Here is a 20095-nt window from a genome sequence, read left to right as displayed (position 1 = left end):
GATGCTGTGACATCACCGAGTAGTCCCTGCCTAAGCAGGCTCAGTTACGAGATCGTACACGTCCGTCACAGTGCTATCGGGACGTGCCGTACAACCCTTATGGGGGGTATCCCTTCGAATGAAACAAATGAAAGGGTAAGGGAACACATGCTCGAACAAGCCACGGCAATCAGCGGGATCGGCGCGGTAAGCGGATACGGATGGGGCAAGCGCCACCTGTGGGAGGGTTTATTGAGCGGAAAACCTGCCGCCACGCTGGTACCGGGATATGGGCAGTACCGGGACGAAGATGCCTGGTTGGCTCTGGTGTCTGACGAGGGCGATCCTGCCGACGGGCCGAGCCGCTCGGCACGGGCCACGCGCGCTGCCGCCCGGGAAGCGATCAACGACGCGGCTTCCCGCGGATGGAGCCCGGGCCGGCAAGTGGGTGTGCTGTACACGTATTTCATGCACGAAATGGATGATTGGCGTCGCTTCTATTGCGACGATGGTGGGCACCGGCGAGTCCGTGGCTATCTAAACCTGATACCGTCCACCGCGGTCTCTCTGCTGATGCAGGAGTATGGCTTCCATGGTCCGGCAATGAACATCTCGGCCGTGTGTGCTTCAGGAAACGCCGGACTGATTACCGCGAAGATGTGGCTGGACTCCGGGATCGCGGACGACGTGGTGTTCGTCGCCACCTGCCTATCCGGGACTCCCGAGTTTGTGGACCACTTCGTGCGATTAGGAGTGACCGTCACCGATACCGAGCCGCTGGATGCGTGTCGACCATTCCAAGAGGGCAGCCGGGGATTTTCCTGGGGTGAAGCATCGGTGGCATTCGTGCTGTCACGCGGTAACGGCCAGCCATACGCCAACGTGCTCGGCGGGGCCATGTCTCACGACGCCTACCACGTAACATCGCTGGACCCGTCGCTCACCCACTTCACCGCATGCGTGCACAACGCACTCAGCAATGCCGGGATCGACGCTGGCCAGGTTCGCTACTTCAATGCCCACGGGTCTGGCACCCAACAATGCGACGTTACCGAAGCTGCCATCCTCGACAACGTTCTCGGCGAGCAAACGGAGGTGTACTCCGTCAAACCGCTCGCCGGGCACTGCCAAGGCGCGACGGGTGCCGTCGAACTGGCTGTTGCCGCACTCGCCTACGAATACGGGGTCATCCCGGCGTCGCCGCGCGTTGCGCCCGGACATCCGCGCCTGCTCGATGGCGCCACACCCATCGACGAGGGGATAACGCTCAAAACCTCGCTTGGCATTGGTGGCCACAACACTGCTGTGGTCCTCGGGGCACCGTAGTGGTGCACGCTTGGAGGGGCCCGAAAGTTATTCCCCGCCGCGGTCGAGCAGAGCAGCCGATCCGAGCACCCGCTCCACCTGGACTTCAATAACCACTCGTTGTGGGTTGGCCCGCGGAGTGCGGTAGCGCTGCGCATAGCGCAGCTCGGCGTCGCGGACGGCGTCGAGCTCGCTGTTCACACACGCCCGGCCCTCCAGCGACAACCATCGGGCGCCGTCGACCTGGCTGAGCACAGCGATCCCACCGCGGTCGGCGTTGACCGCCTTCTGGGAGCCGCCGGTAGTGATGACCCGTGCGATGTGCGTCTTGGGATCGAACGTGAAACCCACCGCCACTACATGCGGCGAATTGTCGGCCCGCAGCGTGGTCAGCATCGCCAGATGGCGTTCGGTGAGAAACGCCAGCGCGTCGTCGGTGAGCCGGGTGGTGGTATTCGCCATCGCTCCTCACGCTAGCGCAGGCAATAATCGCAGCCGTGGATGACACGGGCGCCGCTCCAGTAGTAATTCTGGGCGGCCGCAGCGAGATCGGCATCGAGCTCGCGCGGCGCCTGGCACCGGATGCGACGATCGTGCTGGCCGCGCGTCAAGCCGACCAACTCGCCGAGCACGCCGCCGCCCTGCGTGCCGCCGGGGCCGCGGCCGTGCACACCAGGGAGTTCGATGCCGACGATCTGGCCTCGCACGGCCCGCTAGTCGCCTCGATCGTCGACGATTACGGTCCCATCGGTACCGCGGTGTTGGCCTTCGGAATTCTCGGCGATCAGGCCCGCGCCGAGACAGACGCACAGCACGCGGTCGCCATCGTGCACACCGACTACGTGGCGCAGGTCAGCCTGCTTACCCATTTGGCGGCAGCCATGCGTCGGGCCGGCAGGGGGTCGCTGGTGGTGTTCTCCTCGGTGGCCGGGGTGCGGGTGCGCCGCGCCAACTATGTCTACGGCAGCGCCAAGGCCGGCCTGGATGGCTTCGCCAGCGGGTTGGCCGACGCGCTGCACGGCAGCGGAGTGCGATTGCTGATTGCGCGCCCAGGATTTGTCATTGGGCGCATGACGGCGGGCATGACGCCGGCGCCGCTGTCCAGCACCCCGGAGCAGGTGGCCACCGCGACCGCGCGGGCGTTGGCCAAGGGGCGGCGCACCGTCTGGATCCCGTGGGCACTCCGGCCGATGGTCGTCGCGATGCGGCTGCTGCCGCAGTGTGTGTGGCGACGGATGCCGCGATGATTGTCGTTGTCGGTATCGGCGCCGACGGCATGGCCGGGTTGTCGGCGACATCTCGTTACGAATTGCAAAGTGCCACAGTTATTTATGGGTCAAAGCGACAACTTGACCTGCTCGACGACACGGTGGTTGCACCGCGCCGGGAGTGGCCGTCGCCAATGCTGCCCGCACTGCAAAGCCTGCTCGACGGTTCGGCCAAAGACATCCACGTGCTGGCTAGCGGTGACCCGCTGTTGCACGGCATCGGCGGCACCCTGATTCGGCTCCATGGGCCTGACCGGGTCACCGTGTTGCCGCACGTGTCGGCCGTGACGCTGGCGTGTGCCCGGATGGGTTGGAACGTCCACGACACCGAGGTGATCAGCCTGGTCACCGCGCCGCCGCGCATCGCGGTACGACGCGGCGGCCAGGCGATCGTGTTGTCCAGCGGCCGGTCCACGCCGACGGCGTTGGCAGAGGTGCTTGACGCATACGGACGCGGCGACTCTGAGTTCAGTGTGCTCGAACAGCTCGGCGGCCCAGGCGAACGTCGCCGTGACGGCAGCGCGCGAGAGTGGGCCAGCGCGGCGCCCCCGGATGTCGACGATCTCAACGTGATCGCGGTCCGATACGTGCCCGATGAACGCACCTCATCGGTGCCTGACGACGCCTTCGTCCACGACGGCCAGATCACCAAACACCGGATCCGGGCGGTGACTTTGGCGGCATTGGCGCCGCGTCCTGGGGAGCGGTTGTGGGACGTCGGCGCGGGTTCGGGCAGCATCGCGGTCGAGTGGTGCCGAAGTTGGCGGACTTGCACCGCGGTGGCCTTTGAACGCGATGAGCGGCGCCGCGGCAACATCGCATTCAACGCCGCGGCCTTTGGCGTAGAAATCGCCGTACGGAGGGAGGCGCCACAGGCGTTTGACGGTGCCCCGGAACCGTCCGTCATCTTCCTCGGCGGCGGCCTCACCCAGCCCGGGCTCCTGGACGCCTGCCTCGACAAATTGCCCGCTAATGGACGTCTGGTTGCCAACGCTGTCACTGCGGAGTCTGAAGCCGTTCTGGTGCAGTCATATTCGCGGTTTGGCGGCCAGCTGCGACGCTTTCAGCATTATCGTGGCGAGCCGCTAGGCGGCTTCACGGGTTGGCGCCCGCAGCTGCCGGTCACCCAGTGGGCGGTAACAAAGTGACGGTGTATTTCATCGGCGCGGGGCCGGGGGCCGCCGATCTGATCACCGTCCGCGGTCAACGGCTCCTGGAAAGATGCCAGGTGTGCCTTTACCCGGGTTCGATCATGCCCGACGATCTGCTGGTGCAGTGTTCACCCGGCGCGAAGGTCGTTGACACTGGTCCATTGACGCTCGAACAGATCGTCACCGAACTCGCCGACGCTGACGCTGCCGGCCACGATGTAGCGCGCCTGCACTCGGGGGACCCGTCGCTGTATAGCGCGCTGGCCGAACAGTGCCGCCGGCTCGACGCACGGGGCATCAGCTACGAAATCGTGCCTGGTGTACCGGCTTTCGCCGCGGCGGCGGCCGCTCTGCAACGTGAGCTCACCGTCCCGGGAGTGGCGCAGACGGTGACGCTGACTCGGGTGGCGACCTTGTCGACCCCCATGCCGCCGGGCGAAGACTTGGCCACCCTGGCTCGGTCTGGTGCTACCTTGGTCCTGCACCTGGCTGCCGCGCAGATCGACGCCATCATCCCGCAGCTGCTGGCCGGCGGTTATCGGCCCGAAACCCCCGCCGCTGTCGTCGCTTTCGCGAGCTGGCCGCAGCAGACCGTACTGCGCGGCACGCTGGCTGCTATCGCCGACCAGATGCATGAGGCCCTGATCACCAAGACTGCCGTCATCATCGTCGGCGACGTACTGGCCGCCGAAGGATTCACCGACAGCTACCTGTATTCGACTGCGCGCCGCAGAAACAGCGCCCACTGATGCGGGTGTTGCTGCTGGGTGGCACTTCTGAAGGCCGCGCGCTGGCGAAGGCATTGCACCCGAAGGTCGAGATCATCAGCTCGCTGGCAGGCCGGGTGCCGGACCCGGCACTGCCGGTCGGCGCGGTACGCATCGGCGGGTTCGGCGGCGTCAACGGTTTACGGACTTGGCTGCGCGACGAGGGGATTGACGCCGTCGTCGACGCGACTCACCCGTTCGCGGCGACCATCACCGCGCATGCCGCCGAGGTGTGCCGCGAATTACGAGTGCCCCATCTGGTGCTGGTTCGTCCGCCGTGGGATCCGGGTGATGCTGTCGTCGTCGTATCAGATGTTGAAGCAGCAGAAACAGTTGCAGAGCAACGCTATTCGAGAATTTTCCTCACGACTGGCCGCTCCGGCGTGAAGGCTTTCACTGACAGCGGGGCGTGGTTTTTGATCCGGGCGGTCATGGCGCCGGACGCTGCGTTGCTGCCGCGTCATCACCAGGTGCTGCTGTCCCGGGGGCCGTATCGCTACGACGAGGAGTTCGAGCTGCTGCGTGAACACCGCATCGACGCGCTGGTCACTAAAAATAGCGGCGGTGACATGACCCGAGCGAAGTTGGATGCCGCTGCCGCGCTGGATGTCCCGGTGGTGATGGTGCAGCGGCCGCCACTACCGGACGGGGTGACGAACGTCGGCACCGTTCAGGAGGTGGCTGACTGGGTAGCCCGACTGTGCTAGCCGGTCAGATGGTCGTGTTCGGTGTCGGCCAGCAACGCGTCGCGGGCGCGGGCGACGCGGGATCGAATGGTGCCCACCGGGCAACCGCACACCGCGGCGGCATCGGCGTAGGGCAGCCCCAGAACCTGGGTGAGCAACAGGGCTTCGCGTTGTTCGCTAGTGAGGTTGGCGATCATCGTTGTTACTTCAACGAGGTCTTCAAATCCGCGGGTGTGGTGGTCGGCGTTGAGCGTGCGTTCGGGATAGGCGCCGAAGGTGGTGCGGGGCCGTGATTGGGCGCGGCGGATGTGATCGGCGACCACCCGACGCGCAATGGCCAGCAGCCAGGTTCGGGCGCTGGAGCGTCCGGAAAACCGCTCGATGGCGCCGATTGCCCGCAGGAATGTCTCCTGGGTCAAATCGTCGGCATTGCCCACATCCGACAAGTAGGCGACAAACCGCCACACATCTTGTTGGGTGGCTTTGATCAACGCCTCCAGCGCACGTTTGTTCCCGCGTGCAGCTGCTAGGGCGAGGTCGGTAACAGCCTCGTCGTCGCCAGACGCGGTCATAGGGATCCACCTTAAATGCGCGAGCTCAGTCAGTCTACGACCAGTTGTCGTAGACCGCTGGTGGGCCACTAACCGGGATAGTGTCGAGGGGTGAATACTCGGTCGCCGGAATCGGTTAAGTACCACTGGGTTTGCGAAGATCCGACGATTAATAGGCAGCTCATGTCGATGTCGGCAGGGTGTAGATCGGCCAGCCGCACCACGCGGACATCCTCGCCCATGCCCGGCACAGGGCCGGACACGTTGCGGCCGATCACCACCGGTGTGCCGGGTTCGCGATGGGCCAGCAGCACCTCCCGCATCGCACCGACCTGCCAGGTCCGCGTCTTCGAGGCCGGGTTGTAGATGGCCAGCACCAAGTCGGCGGCGGCCGCAGCGGCGAGGCGCTCGGCGACCACCTGCCATGGCTTGAGCCGATCGGACAACGAGATCACCGCATAGTCATGCCCCAGCGGAGCGCCGACCCGGCTGGCGACGGCCTGAGCGGCGGTCATCGCCGGAATCACCCGGATCCGCACTCCCGGCCACTGTTTTGCCTCTTCCAGAACGGCGGTGGCCATCGCGAACACTCCCGGATCGCCCGACGACACCACCGCCACCGCGTGGCCTTGCTCGGCCAGCGTGCACGCGAGTCGCGCACGAGCGGGTTCGTCGGTGTTGTCGCTGGGATGACGCCGCTGACCGTCCCGGACTGGGACGCGGTCTAGGTAGCGGCCATAACCGATCAGATCAGTCGCGGCGGCTAGCTCGCGTCGACTCTGCGGCGTCATCCAAGCACTGCCGCCGGGCCCCAGACCCACCACCGCGACGGTGCCGGTGCCAACGAGCGAAGAGCGCCGCTGCATCCGGCCGCCCGGCAGCATGGCCAGCGAGAAGTAAGGCACGCTGGTCTCGTCGACGTCAGCGGCGGGTAGGACGCGCTGTCCAGGGGTGCTGGCCCGCTCCACATAGAACGTATCGTCAAGCTGGCCGGACGCCGAAAGCGCTTCCCGCACAGCATGATACGAACGTCCTAGTTTGAGCACCACGGCCGCGTCGGCGTCAATGAGCCGGCGGGTCAGCTCGGCCACCGGCAACGTTCCCGGCAGCACCGTGAGAACCTCGTCGCCGGCTACCAGCGGTGTCGCGATGGCCGCCGAGGCGGCGCTCACCGACGTCACCCCCGGCACGATGACGGCGTTGAACTGATGTGTGAGCCGGGCGTGCAGATGCATGTATGAGCTGTAGAACAACGGGTCGCCCTCGGCTAGCAGAGCGACACCGCGACCGGCGTCTAGATGCGCCGCAATCCGTCGGGTGGCATCGGTGTAGAAGTCCTCCAGCGCACCGGCATAGCCGCCGGGATGGTCGGTCGCTTCGGTGGTCACCGGATAGATCAGGTGCTCCTCGATCTGGCCGGGCCGTAGATAGGGTTCGGCGATCGCACGTGCGATGCTGCGGCCGTGCCGGGCGCTGTGATAGGCCACCACATCGGCCTCGCCGATCACCCGGGCGGCCTTGACGGTTACCAACTCCGGGTCGCCGGGTCCCAAGCCGACGCCCCAGAGCGTGCCGCGAGTCGTCATTCGCGGTTGGTCGCGATCGCGTTGACGGCGGCGGCCGCCATGGCGCTGCCGCCGCGGCGGCCCCGCACCACCAGATAGGACATCCCGCGCGGGCGGTCGATGAGCTCCTGCTTGGCTTGCGCTGAGCCGACGAATCCGACTGGTCCGCCCAGCACCGCAACCGGCGCCGGAATCCCGTCATCGATCAATTCGAGCAGCCGGAACAGCGCGGTGGGCGCGTTGCCGATAGCGAGTACCGCGCCGGCCAGCCGATCGGCCCACAACTCCACACCAGCTGCCGAGCGAGTGGTGTGCCGGCGGGCGGCCAGCTCAGCCGCGCGCGGATCGGCGACCAGCGACACGATCTGATTGTTGGCGGGTAGCCGTGCGGTGGTGATCCCGGCGGCCACCATCGACGAATCGCACAGGACCGGGGCGCCGCTGTGCAGGGCGGCACTGGCCCGAGCTACCACGTCGTCGGTAAAGGCAACATGTTCGACGAGGTCCACCTGCCCGCAGGTGTGGATCAGCCGGACCACGACGTGCGCGACGTCAGCTGGGAACCGGGTTAGGTCGGCTTCGGCGCGGATGGCCGCGAACGATTGGCGATAGATTTCGGCCGCGTCGCGCAGGTAGTCGAGCACGTGCTCACCCTACGGCCGTAGCAGTCGATACCCATCGCCAGTAGCGAGCAGCACCTCACCGGTCTGCGGGCTGCCGCAGGCGCGTTCGCAGCCGACGAAGTGACGGTGGCCGGCCGCCGGCGCGTCCCGCGACAGTGCCGCGTCGGCCCGCACATCAGCGGCCGCATGCGCGCATCCAGGGCTGCCGGTGCAGGCGCTGACGTTGAGCCAGGGGGAGTTTTCGTCGAACACCAAGCCCAACGGAGCCAGCACTCGCAGCGCGGCGTCCGCCACCTCTTCGCTGAGGTCGCACACCAGCACCGAGCGCCAGGGTGTGATCACCAACGGGGCGTCGACTGCAGCGAGGTACGCCGCGACTCGTGCGGGCAGCACCCCTAGCGGCACCGCGGCGCCCAGCGCGATGCCGCCGCCGTCTTGCTCGATCCAACCCATCGGCGGCCGGGTGACGGCCGGTATGGCAGGACCCAGCTTCATCCCTGGCCACAGCGCAGTGACATCGGCTAATTCGCAAATCCGCCACGCTCTTCCGCGTACCTCGACGAACCGCATTGCAACGCTAACCAGCGCATTGACGATGTCGCCAGCGGCCAGTCGAACACCGGTGTCTCGTCCGGCCAGCAGCAGTCCTGCGCCGTCCTCGAAGATGTGCACACCGACATCTGCACCCAACCCGGACACGTCGGTGCGGCCGTCGTCGAGACTGAACCAGAACCGCCCGCCTAACTCCGCAAGCCTGGGCTCGGCGCAGATCGCCGCGTCGAGTTCACCCACCCAGGCTTGCACGTCGACGTTCCCGCCGACCCGGCCGGATAGCGGCGACGCGACGATGTTGCGGACCCGTTCATGGGTTGCCGACGGCATCAGCCCGGCTTGAGTCACCGTGTCGGCAACCGAGGCCGCGTCGGTAATCCCGCGCAGCTGAATGTTGCCGCGGGCGGTCAGCTCCAGTGTTCCGGAGCCCACTTGCATCGACGCCTGGGCCAGCGCGGCCAACTGCGCCGCGGTCAGCATCCCGCCGGGCAGCCGGACCCGCACCATCAAGCCGTCAGCGGCCTGGTGCACCTGCAGCGCGCCGGGGCAAGCATCAGCGTCACGGGCTCTGGTCACCGGTTCACGGTACGACGTGCGTCTAGAAGGGTGGTCGTTGGTTTCGTTCGGCGACGTCAACGGCGTTGAGTGCACGTTCGGCGTTGATGCGGCAGCTGCGGTCTTGTTCCCGAGTGCGGCGCCGTTTGGGCATCATTACCCCGCGAGCGTTGGGGGATCGGTCTTCGGTTGCGGCGGTGGGTAATTCGCCTGTGGGCAGGCACAGACTAGGAAAGAGCAGCCGACTGCCCGGACGGGTGATGTACATGTGTCCGGTCGGTGAGGTCCAAATGACCGTCCCGTCGGGTAGCTGTATGTCGCGCCATGCGGTCCAGAAGGTTTTGAGCAGGTGGTGCTTTCTGCAGAGGCATTTGAGATTTGAGGGATGCGTCCGACCGCGCGGATAGGGAACCGTATGGTCGACATCGCAGAAGTCGGCTGGCCGGTCGCAATTGGGGAATCGGCAAGTCAGGTCGCGGCACCGCACGAACGCGTCTAGCGCCGCCGACGGCCGGTAGCCCGACTCCGGTGCGACGTCACTGCCTGGGTGGCGCACCGGTCGGAGCAGCGCACCATTGTGGATCAGCTCGGCCAGCAGCGGCGCGGGTACCGCACCGCCACTGGTGATCACCGCGGTTGGCCGCGGCTGCGCTGGTGGCTCGGGTTCGGGGTCTGGGGCTAACGCCTCGCGCAGCGTGGTGTTTGAGCTGATGGTTGGTGGCGCGGTCTCGCCGGACATGTGCGGGTCGGATTGGCCACCAAGCGCCGAGGCTTCGGCGACAACGTGGATGACCACGCCGGCTGCCCGGTTGTTGCCATCAGCGCTGGCGGGGCAGTCCGCATGGTGACAGCCGCAGCTAAGTCGGGTGGCGCCCGCGGCCAGCGCGCCCAACGCGTCGGCGCGGCGCTGGGCGATCGTGCGTGGATCGTCATCGCACACGTCGTGGGCCATCTGCAATAGCCGCCGGTTTAGTACGGCGGCGTCCGTCGCGTATAGCCGGCCCCACAGCGCGGAGGTGCCGCAGTCATCCTTGGCCAGATCGATGACCACGTCGCGACTGCGCGCGGCGACGCGCGCGCGTCGCAGTGCGCCCGGGTCGTAGCGGTTCACCACTGCGTCGATGGCCTGGGCGGTCTTATTGACCGACAGCGGTCCGAACTGTGTCGCGTCCCCGGCGAGCGTCATATCGACCAATCGCAGCGTGTCCGGGTCTTTGATGAGATCGGTGTGCCACACGATCGTCGCCGCCAAGCGCGCGCTGATTGTGCCGTCAGCGAACAGTGCTGCCACCCGCGGCAGTCGATCACGCAATGCCACACCCAGATACATCTGACTCGACGCCATACCGTGGCTAATCCCTTGCGCTGCAGCGACTTCAGCGGCTACCGCATCCCAATTATCGCATGACCACTGGGCCCAGTCGGTGGGGCCATCAGCGCGGCGGCGGACTAGCTCGGCGATTGCCGCTAGCCGGCGCGAGGACGCGGCAGCCTCCGCCCGGGCCCACCCAGCGATTGCTGTGACCACCGTCGCATCATCGGCACTCGTCAGCGCCGCGCCTTCCGGCGGCAACTCATCGAACATACCTTCGAATAATAGTCTTTTGTGCCGGCGCCAGGCCGGAACCGACGGCGTCAAAAGCCTGTGGCTGTGGGCAAACATCCAACTGTGGATAACCCTAATGACAGTCAAGGGATGCCGGCCGATGGTGGTGCGTAAGCCCGAAATTTTGGACACGCCCGATGCGGCCAATTTTGAGTGAACCAACATGTGCTGGCTACGCTCCGCTGCATGGGTGATGCGCCACTGACAATCGAACCGGGCCTGGCTCAACCCGCTACGCCCCAGGGGAGTCGACAGCTGTCGCGGCAGTTGTCCAACCGTCACATCCAGCTGATCGCGATTGGCGGCACCATCGGTACTGGCCTCTTCATGGGGTCAGGCAAGGCCATCTCGCTCACGGGTCCATCGGTAATTTTCGTCTACTTGATTATCGGATTCATGCTGTACTTCGTAATGCGTGCGATGGGCGAGTTGTTGTTGTCTAACCTGCAGTACAAGTCATTCGCCGACTTCGCCGCCGACCTGCTAGGACCGTGGGCGGGCTTTTTTACCGGCTGGACTTACTGGTTCTGCTGGATTGTCACGGCTACCGCCGAGGTCATTGCCATCGCTGGATACGTGAGCTACTGGTGGCATGGCTTGCCGCTGTGGATAACCGCCCTGGTGGCAGTGGTGCTGTTGATCACGCTGAACTTGCCTACGGTCAAGGCATTTGGGGAAGCCGAATTCTGGTTTGCATTGATCAAGATCATCGCGATCATTTCGCTCGTCGTTGTTGGACTGGTGATGATCTTCAGCCACTTCACCGCACCTGGAGGAGCCACTGCGGGTCTGGCGAACTTGCACAACCACGGCGGCTTCTTCCCAACTGGTTCAATGGGTTTCGCCGCCGGATTCCAGATTGCGACTTTCGGGTTCGTTGGGATCGAGTTGGTTGGCACTACCGCGGCGGAAACCAAGAATCCGCAGCGCAATCTTCCGAAGGCGATCAACTCGATTCCCATTCGGCTGATGCTGTTCTATGTGGCAGCATTGACGGTCGTTATGGCAGTGACGCCGTGGCACGAAATCAGCGCCGAGCGTAGCCCGTTCGTTGCCATGTTCGGTCTTGCTGGCCTGGCGACCGCGGCGTCGGTGATCAACATCGTTGTGCTGACGTCGGCGGGGTCCTCGATTAATTCCGGAATCTATTCCACCACACGCATGGTTTATGGCCTGGCCCAGGGAGGTGACGCACCGCGTTGGTTCGGCAAGCTCACGGCACGGCGGGTACCGTCGCGTGCGTTGCTGCTCTCGGGGGTGTTCCTGCTGTCCGGGGTAGTGATGGTCGCCGTAGGCGGCTCGATCATCGAGCCGTTCACCGTCGTCACCACGATTTCCTCGCTGTGCTTCATATTCGTCTGGTCGATCATCCTGATCAGCTACTTGGTGTACCGCAAGCGCCGGCCGCACCTGCACCAGACGTCGACTTTTAAGATGCCGGGCGGGATCGCCATGTGCTATGCGGTGCTGGCATTCTTCGGATTCCTAGTGTGGGCGTTCGCCCAGAAGCAGGACACACTGCACGCCATGCTCCTGACACCGGTCTGGTTCGCCGTCCTCGGCATCGGTTGGCTGGTGTCGCGCCGCCGGTCGGGCAAGTTCGTTCGTGAGGCGGCCGATACGGTACGAATGGTGGGTGGCTGAGCCGACCATCGTGTTGTTGTCGACGTCGGACAGCGATCTGATCAGCGCTCGTTCCAGCGGCAAAAACTATCGCTGGGCCAACCCGTCGCGGTTATTCGAAAACGAGCTGCCCGACCTGCTGGCCGATGCGTCGATCGCAGTAGTCCGGATTCTCGGCGGCTACCGTGCTTGGCAAAGCGGCATCGACACAGTGATCGCCAGCGGGATCCCGACCGTGCTGGTCAGCGGTGAGCAGGCGGCCGACGCTGAGCTAACCGACCTCTGCACGGTTTCAGCCGGCATCGCCGTGCAGGCACACATCTACCTGGCTCACGGCGGTACGGACAACCTTCGTGAGCTGCACGCGTTCCTGTCGGACACCGTGCTGATGACCGGCTTTGGGTTCACGCCGCCGGTGGTGACCCCGACCTGGGGTGTGCTGGCCCGGCCAAAGCCTCGGAGCACCGAAGGCCCGACGATTGCGGTGCTCTACTACCGCGCGCAACACCTGGCCGGAAACACCGCATATGTCGAGGCGCTATGCCGTGCGATCGAGGATGCCGGCGGGCAGCCGCTACCCGTCTACTGCGCCTCGCTACGCACCGCCGAACCCGAACTGCTGGGGCGGCTTGGCGACGTCGACGCCATGGTGGTCACGGTGCTCGCTGCCGGGGGGCTGACGCCCGCTACGGCGGCAGCAGGTGGTCATGATGACAGCTGGAACGTTGAACACCTGGCGGCTCTGGACATCCCAATCTTGCAGGGTTTGTGCTTGACCAGCCCGCGGGATCAGTGGTGTCAAAACGACGACGGTCTTAGCCCACTCGACGTTGCCAGCCAGGTGGCGGTACCCGAGTTTGACGGCCGCATCATCACAGTTCCGTTCTCGTTCAAGGAGATTGATGGCGATGGGTTGATTTCCTATGTCGCCGACCCGGAACGCTGCGCGCGGGTCGCCGGGCTGGCGGTACGGCACGCGCAGCTGCGGCACATCGCCGCCGCCGACAAACGGGTGGCACTGGTGTTCTCGGCGTACCCGACCAAGCATGCCCGCATCGGCAACGCAGTTGGGCTGGACACTCCGGCTAGTGCGGTCGCATTGGTGCGGGCGATGCGTGAACGCGGATACCAGGTCGGTGACCTGCCCGGTGTCGAGGCCGCCGACGGTGACGCTCTGATGCATGCACTGATCGAACGCGGCGGGCAAGACCCGGACTGGCTCACCGATGGGCAACTAGCCGGCAACCCGATTCGGGTGTCCGCCAAGGACTATCGTGACTGGTTTGCGACTCTCCCCGCGGAGCTGGTCGAGGCCGTGCAGGACCACTGGGGCCCGCCGCCGGGGGAACTGTTCGTAGACCGCTCAAGCGATCCTGACGGTGAGATCGTTATCGCGGCAATGCAAGCGGGCAACCTGGTGCTGATGGTCCAGCCGCCTCGCGGTTTTGGGCACAACCCGGTTGCCATCTACCATGACCCCGACCTGCCGCCCAGCCACCACTACCTTGCCGCTTACCACTGGCTGGACGCGGGCTTTAACGCCGACGCGGTGGTACATCTGGGTAAACATGGCAACCTGGAATGGCTGCCGGGAAAGACGCTGGGCATGTCGGCGTCCTGCGGATCCGATGCTGCGCTGGGCAACCTCCCGCTGATCTATCCCTTTTTGGTCAACGACCCGGGCGAGGGAACCCAGGCCAAGCGGCGAGCCCACGCGGTACTCGTCGACCATTTGATCCCGCCGATGGCGCGCGCCGAAACTTACGGCGACATCGCACGTTTGGAGCAGCTGCTCGATGAGCATGCCACTGTCGCCGCGCTGGATCCCGGCAAGCTGCCGGCCATCCGCCAGCAGATCTGGACGCTCATTCGGGCCGCCAAGATGGACCACGATCTAGGGCTGGCTGAGCGGCCCGCGGAGGACTCATTTGACGACATGCTGCTGCACGTCGACGGCTGGCTGTGCGAAATCAAGGACGTCCAGATCCGCGATGGATTGCATATTCTTGGCCAAAAGCCAACGGGGGAAACCGAACTCGATCTGGTGCTGGCTATCCTGCGGGCTCGCCAGCTGTTCGGTGGTGAGCACGTTCTCCCCGGCCTACGCCAGGCGCTCGGCCTATCGGAAGATGGTACCGACGAACGCGCAGCGGTCGACCAGGCGGAATCGAAAGCCCGGGAACTGGTCGCGGCGCTGCAAGCCGCCGGCTGGGATCCCGACGCTGCCGTGCGGATCACCGACAATCCCGAGGTGACAAGGGTGCTGCGGTTCGCGGCCACCGAAGTGGTGCCCCGACTCGCGGGCACTGCCTTCGAAATTGAGCAGATATTAAGGGCTTTGGACGGTCGGTTTATCCCGGCCGGACCGTCGGGATCACCGCTGCGCGGCCTGGTTAACGTGCTGCCGACTGGGCGCAACTTTTATTCCGTCGACCCCAAGGCGGTCCCGTCCCGGCTGGCGTGGGAAGCCGGTGTGGCACTGGCGGACTCGCTGGTCGCCCGCTACCGGGAAGACCACGGGCAATGGCCGCAGTCGGTCGGGCTCTCGGTATGGGGCACCTCGGCGATGCGCACCGCCGGTGATGACATCGCCGAAGTGCTTGCGCTGCTGGGCGTGCAGCCGGTCTGGGATGAGGCGTCGCGACGGGTTGTCGGGCTGACGCCAATTCCGCTGACCGAATTGGGTCGCCCGCGCATCGATGTAACGGTGCGGATCTCTGGATTCTTCCGGGATGCGTTCCCTCATGTTGTGATGATGCTCGACGACGCGGTGCGGTTAGTCGCCGACCTCGACGAGCCCGCTGACGACAACTACGTGCGCGCGCACGCCCAGCTTGACCTGGCTCGGCACGGTGACCAACGTCGGTCCACGACAAGGATTTTCGGATCAAAACCGGGAACATACGGAGCCGGTCTACTGCAGCTGATCGACAGTCGCAATTGGCGGGATGACGCCGACCTCGCCCAGGTGTACACCACCTGGGGTGGCTTCGCGTATGGGCGCGGCCTTGACGGCCGCGAAGCGATCGACGATATGAATCGCCAGTACCGCCGCATCGCGGTAGCCGCCAAGAACACCGATACCCGCGAACACGACATCGCCGACTCCGACGACTACTTCCAATACCACGGGGGGATGATCGCCACGGTGCGGGCGCTAACGGGCCAAGCGCCGGCCGCCTATATCGGGGACAACACCAGGCCCGACGCGATCCGCACCCGCACACTCTCGGAGGAGACGGCGCGGGTATTTCGCGCCCGGGTGGTCAATCCCCGTTGGATGGCCGCGATGCGCCGGCACGGCTACAAGGGGGCATTCGAGATGGCGGCGACAGTCGATTACCTGTTCGGTTATGACGCCACTGCCGGAGTAATGGCCGACTGGATGTATGAACAACTCGCCCAGCGCTACGTGCTGGACCCGGAGAACCGGAAGTTCATGGCGGAGTCCAACCCGTGGGCGTTGCACGGTATGGCCGAACGTCTGCTGGAGGCAGTCGGCCGTCGTATGTGGGCCGATCCGCAACCGAACACCCTCGACCGGTTGCGCCAGGTGCTGTTGGAAACCGAGGGCGACCTGGAAGGTTAGCTACCGGTAGTTTTGGGACCATGACGCCCACATTTGCCGACCTAGCCAAGGCGCAGTACCTCCTGCTGACCACATTCACCAAGGACGGCCGACCCAAGCCGACCCCCATCTGGGCCGCCTTGGATAAGGAGCGCGGCGATCGGCTGCTGGTCATCTCCGAGGAAAAGGCGTGGAAGGTTAAGCGAATCCGCAATACCCCCCGGATTACGCTGGCCACCTGCACGATGCGTGGTCGCGCGACGAGCGAGGCCGTCGAGGGCACCGCCACAATCCTCGATAAGTCACAGACGGGCAGCGTCTACGACGCAATCGGCAAGCGGTACGGCATCCAGGGCCGGCTGTTTACCTTCGTCAGCAAGCTGCGTGGCGGTATGCAAAACAATATCGGTCTTGAACTCCGAGTGTCTGGACGTTGACCCCGACAAGTCGGCAGCACCGATGAGCACCGTATTGATCCCGATTCCAGATCGTGACTTCGACCCGACCGAGGTCGCCGTCAGCTGGCGGGTTTTACGCGACAATGGGCACCGGGTGGTTTTTGCTACCGAAAGCGGCACGGCCGGGGTGGCTGACGACATCATGGTCACCGGCCGGGGCTTGGACGTCTGGTCGGCGCTGCCGGTGTTGGGCGCCGTCCCAGTCATCGGGTTGGCGTTGCGGGCGAATAAGGACGGCCGCCGTGCATATCAGGACATGCTGCGAGCGGTTGAGTTTCAGCATCCCGTCCGCTGGACCCAGGCCACCGTCGACGGCATCGATGCGTTGTTGCTGCCCGGTGGCCATCGCGCCCGCGGGATGCGCAGCTACATCGACAGCGGCGTACTGCAGCGGCTGGTCGTGGACGCCTTTGCCGGTGGGGTGATGGTGGCCGCGATCTGTCATGGTGTGCTGCTGGCCGCCCGCAGCATTGATCCCGCGACGGGCCGCTCGGTGTTGTACGGACGCCGGACCACAGCGCTGACGTGGGCGCTGGAGCGCACCGCCTGGCAGCTGACCCGGGTCACACGCTGCTGGGATCCCAACTACTACCGCACCTACGTCGAGGAGCCCGGCCAGCCGCGCGGGTACATGTCGGTGCAGTCGGAGGTTACCCGCGCCCTCAAAAGCCCAACGGATTTCTGTGACGTCATCCGCGGAACGCCGCATTGGTTGCTCAAGACCTCCGGCATGGTGCGCGATTCGGTGACCGATTCGCGGCCGGCGTTCGTCGTCGACGACGGCAACTACCTGTCGGCGCGCTGGCCAGGTGACACTCACACCTTCGCGAACATGCTGTCGCAGAAGCTGCGCGCTTAACCGGGACGGCGGCCCGCTGGGCGTCTCACTCGGTGCGCAGGTGCTTGCCGAAGAACGCGAAGACGCGGCTCCACGCATCCTCGGTGGCGGCCTGGTTGTAGCCGAAACCCGCGATACGCAGTAGTGGCTGGCCGGGAATCTTGTTCGCGAAACTGTGCCCGGCGCCGGGGTAGACCTTGATGTCGGCGGCGATGTGCTGAGTCTGGGTCACTTGACGCAATCGCTTGGGCGCGCCAATACCCAGCGGGTCGCGGCCGCCGAAGCTCGCCACAATCGGGCATGCTCCGTCCAGCGTCTCGCTGAGGTTGCGCGGCAATGGAGTGCCGTAGAACGGCGCAGAGGCGCCAAAACCTTTGGGCGACATAACGAGTGCGAACTGACCGCCCATGCAGAAGCCCGCGATGCCGACACGCCCGGAGCATTCCGGCATGGCCAGCAAGTGATTGCGGGCAGCCAGAATGTCGTCAAGAGCGCGGCCTCGCTTGGTCAGTAGCTCACGCATGACTCGGATGATGCAGCGGGCGCGGCCACCGCGTGAGTACAAATTCGGCGTGAGCGCCAGGTAGCCCGCCGTGGCGATGTGGTCGTTGGTCGACTCCTTGTCCGGCTCATAGCCGATCGCGTCGTGAATCACAACGACGCCCGGCCATGGCCCGGGGCCCGGGGGGACGCTTAGTAGCGCCTCAATCGGTCCGTCGGGGGCGTCGATCTCAATCGTGGTCATAACGTCATCTAAGTGCAGCGCTCAGGTGCGCCTCCACGGAACTCGGCCATAGCCCGCGCACGTTGGCATCACATGGTGCGGCGGCTGTTCCTCATTTACGCCGTCGTCGAGCTGGCGGCGATTCTTGCGTTGGTGTCGACGATCGGGTTTGGCTGGACCCTGTGGGTGCTGTTGGCTGCTGTCGCGCTCGGATGGGGCCTGTTGGGTCCGGTTGGTGGGTGGCAGGTCAGTGCCCGGCTCGTGCAGCTGCGGTCGGGCCTCGCCGAACCGCGCACCGCAGTCAGCGACGGCGCGGTGGTCACTGCGGCCACGGTTCTGGTGCTGGTTCCCGGATTGGTCACCACGGCGTTGGGGTTGCTGCTGCTGATACCGCCGATTCGAGCGGTTGCTCGTCCCGGATTGACCGCGCTTGCCGTGCGTGGCTTCCAGCGACGGGTGCCACTGGTCACCGACATGACGGCTACCGGTGATGGCAGCGATTTCATCGAAGGTGAGGTCGTTGACGTGGCCGACGTCGAGGCGCCGATCTTGCCGCAACATCCAACCGTGGACCCCACGTAGTTTTACGGTGTGACTCAGACCAGGCTGCTGGTGAACGGCCGTGTGTACAGCCCCAGCCACCCAGATGCCACTGCGATGGCGGTGCGTGGCGACGTGGTCGCCTGGCTAGGCAGCGACGACGTCGGCCGCAGCCAGTTTCCGGACGCCGACGTGGAGGATCTCGATGGTGGATTCGTGGCGCCGGGATTCGTGGACAGCCATATTCACCTGAGCGCGACCGGTCTGATACTCAGCGGACTGGATCTGCGCTCGGCCGTCTCGCGCGCGCACTGCATTCAGATGGTTGCCGATTACGCGGTCGCCCACCCGAACCAGCCGGTGTGGGGGCACGGGTGGGACGAATCGGCGTGGCCCGACCACACCGCGCCGAGCACCAGCGATCTGGATGCGGTGCTCGGTGAGCTGCCCGCCTACCTAGCACGCGTGGACGTGCACTCCGCGCTCGCCTCGACTGGGCTGCGGCGGCTGGTCCCAGAGTTGGCGGCCGCGGCCGGTTTCGCGGCTCAGCAGCCGCTGACCGGCGACGCTCATCACCTGGCGCGCGCCGCCGCCCGTGACCTGCTAACCGCCCCGCAGCTAGCCGAAGCACGGACCGCGGCGCTGGCGGCGGCCGCCGCAGCGGGCATCGTCGCGGTGCACGAATGCGCCGGCCCCAACATTGGCGGGCTCGACGACTGGCGACAGGTTCGCGTCCTCGATCATGGCGTCGAAGTGATCGGTTACTGGGGTGAGCCGGTGACCACACCGGCAGCTGCTCGCGCGCTGGTGCACGAGACCGGGGCTCGCGGTTTGGCCGGTGACCTGTTCGTCGACGGGGCGCTGGGATCGCGTACCGCCTGGCTACACCAGCCGTACACGGACGCGCCGGATCGGACGGGCACCTGTTACCTCGAGCCCGACGCCATCGAAGCGCATCTGCGAGCTTGTACCGAGGCGCAGGTGACGGCGGGGTTCCATGTGATCGGCGATGCGGCGGTCTCGGCGGTGGTCACCGCCTTCGAAAGGGTCGTCGCGGATCTCGGGGTGCTTGCGGTGGCCCGGTGTGGGCACCGACTGGAGCACATCGAGATGGTGACCGCGGATCAGGCCGCAAAACTGGGCGCATGGGGCGTCATCGCCAGCGTGCAACCGAATTTTGATGCGCTCTGGGGCGGCGGCAGCGGCATGTACGCCCGTCGCCTTGGTGTGCAGCGAGGCAGCGAACTCAACCCGCTGGCGCTGTTAGCATCCCAAGGCGTGCCCCTCGCGCTAGGTTCCGACGCCCCGGTGACAAGTCTTGATCCGTGGGTCAGCGTGCGGGCAGCGGTCAATCACCACACTCCCGGAAGCGCGGTCTCGGCGCGGGCGGCGTTCGCTGCCGCGACCCGCGGCGGCTGGCGAGCCGGTGGTGCCCGCGACGGCAAGATCGGCACCCTGGTGCCTGGCGCGCCGGCCTCCTACGCCGTGTGGGACGCCGGGGCCCTTGACGTCAGTGCGCCGCGCGACGCCGTCCAGCGCTGGTCCACTGACCCGCGTTCGCGGGTGGCTGCATTACCGCGGCTGGGCCCGACCGACGCCGTGCCGCGTTGCCGCCAGACCGTGCACCGGGGTGCTGTGATCTATGGCTGATGAGACCATCGAGATCGACCCAGTCGATGACGACCCGGTGACCGAAGCCTTCGACGCGGCTGCCATTCCCGGCCGGGTCGTTCAGC

General features: G+C 65.7%; 18 protein-coding genes. 11 read left to right on the top strand and 7 right to left on the bottom strand.

Translation table 11 applies throughout. From position 1 onward, the window contains the following. Positions 1 to 147: 147 nt before the first annotated feature. Positions 148 to 1305 carry a beta-ketoacyl synthase N-terminal-like domain-containing protein gene (locus tag B586_RS11550; protein ID WP_054879882.1) on the top strand — a complete coding sequence of 386 codons (1158 nt, stop codon included), beginning with the start codon at positions 148 to 150 and terminating at the stop codon, positions 1303 to 1305. A 27-nt stretch (positions 1306 to 1332) separates the two neighbouring features. On the opposite strand, the gene B586_RS11545 is transcribed toward B586_RS11550, so the two are convergent. Continuing rightward, positions 1333 to 1746 carry a F420-dependent biliverdin reductase gene (locus B586_RS11545; protein ID WP_047316363.1) on the bottom strand — a complete coding sequence of 138 codons (414 nt, stop codon included), beginning with the start codon at positions 1744 to 1746 and terminating at the stop codon, positions 1333 to 1335. Positions 1747 to 1781: 35 nt separating this feature from the next. Here B586_RS11545 and B586_RS11540 point away from each other — a divergent pair, with 35 nt between their 5' ends. From B586_RS11540 to B586_RS11525, 4 genes are read left to right on the top strand one after another with little or no spacing between them, the layout of a single operon-like run. Beyond that, positions 1782 to 2531 (top strand): SDR family NAD(P)-dependent oxidoreductase, encoded by a 750-nt coding sequence (locus B586_RS11540; protein ID WP_054879883.1) that lies wholly within the window; start codon positions 1782 to 1784, stop codon positions 2529 to 2531. Continuing rightward, positions 2528 to 3700, top strand: a complete 1173-nt coding sequence (locus B586_RS11535; protein ID WP_054880947.1) for a bifunctional cobalt-precorrin-7 (C(5))-methyltransferase/cobalt-precorrin-6B (C(15))-methyltransferase — start codon at positions 2528 to 2530, stop codon at positions 3698 to 3700. The genes B586_RS11540 and B586_RS11535 overlap by 4 nt, the downstream gene beginning before the upstream one ends. Continuing rightward, complete coding sequence (gene cobM, locus B586_RS11530; RefSeq protein ID WP_054880948.1) at positions 3697 to 4452, top strand: precorrin-4 C(11)-methyltransferase; 756 nt, start codon at positions 3697 to 3699, stop codon at positions 4450 to 4452. The genes B586_RS11535 and cobM overlap by 4 nt, the downstream gene beginning before the upstream one ends. Next, positions 4452 to 5177, top strand: a complete 726-nt coding sequence (locus B586_RS11525; protein WP_054879884.1) for a cobalt-precorrin-6A reductase — start codon at positions 4452 to 4454, stop codon at positions 5175 to 5177. The genes cobM and B586_RS11525 overlap by 1 nt, the downstream gene beginning before the upstream one ends. On the opposite strand, the gene sigC is transcribed toward B586_RS11525, so the two are convergent. From sigC to B586_RS11500, 5 genes are all read right to left on the bottom strand, one after another. Beyond that, positions 5174 to 5728, bottom strand: coding sequence for an RNA polymerase sigma factor SigC (gene sigC / locus B586_RS11520; RefSeq protein ID WP_047316367.1), 555 nt, complete (start codon positions 5726 to 5728; stop codon positions 5174 to 5176). The genes B586_RS11525 and sigC overlap by 4 nt on opposite strands. Before the next feature lie 68 nt (positions 5729 to 5796). Next, positions 5797 to 7293 carry a precorrin-2 C(20)-methyltransferase gene (locus B586_RS11515; protein ID WP_054879885.1) on the bottom strand — a complete coding sequence of 499 codons (1497 nt, stop codon included), beginning with the start codon at positions 7291 to 7293 and terminating at the stop codon, positions 5797 to 5799. Beyond that, positions 7290 to 7916: a precorrin-8X methylmutase gene (locus tag B586_RS11510; RefSeq protein ID WP_054879886.1), complete on the bottom strand. Its 627-nt coding sequence runs from the start codon at positions 7914 to 7916 to the stop codon at positions 7290 to 7292. The genes B586_RS11515 and B586_RS11510 overlap by 4 nt, the downstream gene beginning before the upstream one ends. Before the next feature lie 9 nt (positions 7917 to 7925). Then, the gene (cobG, locus tag B586_RS11505; RefSeq protein ID WP_054879887.1) at positions 7926 to 9023 is read right to left on the bottom strand and encodes a precorrin-3B synthase; all 1098 of its coding nucleotides are present in this window, start codon (positions 9021 to 9023) and stop codon (positions 7926 to 7928) included. A gap of 22 nt (positions 9024 to 9045) precedes the next feature. Next, on the bottom strand, positions 9046 to 10587 hold the full coding sequence (locus B586_RS11500; protein WP_054879888.1) for an HNH endonuclease signature motif containing protein: 1542 nt from the start codon (positions 10585 to 10587) through the stop codon (positions 9046 to 9048). A 207-nt stretch (positions 10588 to 10794) separates the two neighbouring features. Between B586_RS11500 and B586_RS11495 the strand changes: the two genes are divergently transcribed. Genes B586_RS11495 through B586_RS11480 form a run of 4 tightly spaced genes read left to right on the top strand, consistent with a single transcriptional unit; the run spans position 10795 to position 17116 of the window. Continuing rightward, positions 10795 to 12252 carry an amino acid permease gene (locus B586_RS11495; RefSeq protein WP_211141482.1) on the top strand — a complete coding sequence of 486 codons (1458 nt, stop codon included), beginning with the start codon at positions 10795 to 10797 and terminating at the stop codon, positions 12250 to 12252. Next, on the top strand, positions 12245 to 15820 hold the full coding sequence (cobN, locus tag B586_RS11490; RefSeq protein ID WP_054879889.1) for a cobaltochelatase subunit CobN: 3576 nt from the start codon (positions 12245 to 12247) through the stop codon (positions 15818 to 15820). The genes B586_RS11495 and cobN overlap by 8 nt, the downstream gene beginning before the upstream one ends. A 20-nt stretch (positions 15821 to 15840) precedes the next feature. Beyond that, positions 15841 to 16236 (top strand): PPOX class F420-dependent oxidoreductase, encoded by a 396-nt coding sequence (locus B586_RS11485; protein WP_054879890.1) that lies wholly within the window; start codon positions 15841 to 15843, stop codon positions 16234 to 16236. Further along, positions 16211 to 17116, top strand: coding sequence for a type 1 glutamine amidotransferase domain-containing protein (locus tag B586_RS11480; RefSeq protein WP_236971273.1), 906 nt, complete (start codon positions 16211 to 16213; stop codon positions 17114 to 17116). Before B586_RS11485 ends, B586_RS11480 begins: the two co-directional genes overlap by 26 nt. A gap of 25 nt (positions 17117 to 17141) precedes the next feature. Here the strand turns inward: B586_RS11480 and B586_RS11475 are convergent, their stop codons facing one another. Then, positions 17142 to 17840: a dienelactone hydrolase family protein gene (locus B586_RS11475; protein ID WP_047316375.1), complete on the bottom strand. Its 699-nt coding sequence runs from the start codon at positions 17838 to 17840 to the stop codon at positions 17142 to 17144. A gap of 72 nt (positions 17841 to 17912) precedes the next feature. On the opposite strand from B586_RS11475, the gene B586_RS11470 reads away from it, so the two are divergent. Continuing rightward, on the top strand, positions 17913 to 18401 hold the full coding sequence (locus B586_RS11470) for an FxsA family protein (RefSeq protein WP_054879892.1): 489 nt from the start codon (positions 17913 to 17915) through the stop codon (positions 18399 to 18401). A 75-nt stretch (positions 18402 to 18476) separates the two neighbouring features. Continuing rightward, positions 18477 to 20009: an amidohydrolase gene (locus tag B586_RS11465; RefSeq protein WP_082607741.1), complete on the top strand. Its 1533-nt coding sequence runs from the start codon at positions 18477 to 18479 to the stop codon at positions 20007 to 20009. Positions 20010 to 20095 lie beyond the last annotated feature (86 nt).

It is taken from the genome of Mycobacterium haemophilum DSM 44634 (assembly GCF_000340435.2).
Classification (GTDB): domain Bacteria; phylum Actinomycetota; class Actinomycetes; order Mycobacteriales; family Mycobacteriaceae; genus Mycobacterium; species Mycobacterium haemophilum.
Note: the sequence above shows the minus strand (reverse complement) of the source record. Positions and strands in the feature narration are given on the sequence as shown.

Coding starts and splice junctions, on each gene's coding strand:
- B586_RS11550 (WP_054879882.1), top strand. CDS start 148: ATGCTCGAACAAGCCACGGCAATCAGCGGGATCGGCGCGGTAAGCGGA.
- B586_RS11545 (WP_047316363.1), bottom strand. CDS start 1,746: ATGGCGAATACCACCACCCGGCTCACCGACGACGCGCTGGCGTTTCTC.
- B586_RS11535 (WP_054880947.1), top strand. CDS start 2,528: ATGATTGTCGTTGTCGGTATCGGCGCCGACGGCATGGCCGGGTTGTCG.
- B586_RS11525 (WP_054879884.1), top strand. CDS start 4,452: ATGCGGGTGTTGCTGCTGGGTGGCACTTCTGAAGGCCGCGCGCTGGCG.
- sigC (WP_047316367.1), bottom strand. CDS start 5,728: ATGACCGCGTCTGGCGACGACGAGGCTGTTACCGACCTCGCCCTAGCA.
- B586_RS11515 (WP_054879885.1), bottom strand. CDS start 7,293: ATGACGACTCGCGGCACGCTCTGGGGCGTCGGCTTGGGACCCGGCGAC.
- B586_RS11500 (WP_054879888.1), bottom strand. CDS start 10,587: ATGTTCGATGAGTTGCCGCCGGAAGGCGCGGCGCTGACGAGTGCCGAT.
- B586_RS11495 (WP_211141482.1), top strand. CDS start 10,795: ATGGGTGATGCGCCACTGACAATCGAACCGGGCCTGGCTCAACCCGCT.
- B586_RS11485 (WP_054879890.1), top strand. CDS start 15,841: ATGACGCCCACATTTGCCGACCTAGCCAAGGCGCAGTACCTCCTGCTG.
- B586_RS11475 (WP_047316375.1), bottom strand. CDS start 17,840: ATGACCACGATTGAGATCGACGCCCCCGACGGACCGATTGAGGCGCTA.
- B586_RS11470 (WP_054879892.1), top strand. CDS start 17,913: ATGGTGCGGCGGCTGTTCCTCATTTACGCCGTCGTCGAGCTGGCGGCG.
- B586_RS11465 (WP_082607741.1), top strand. CDS start 18,477: ATGGCGGTGCGTGGCGACGTGGTCGCCTGGCTAGGCAGCGACGACGTC.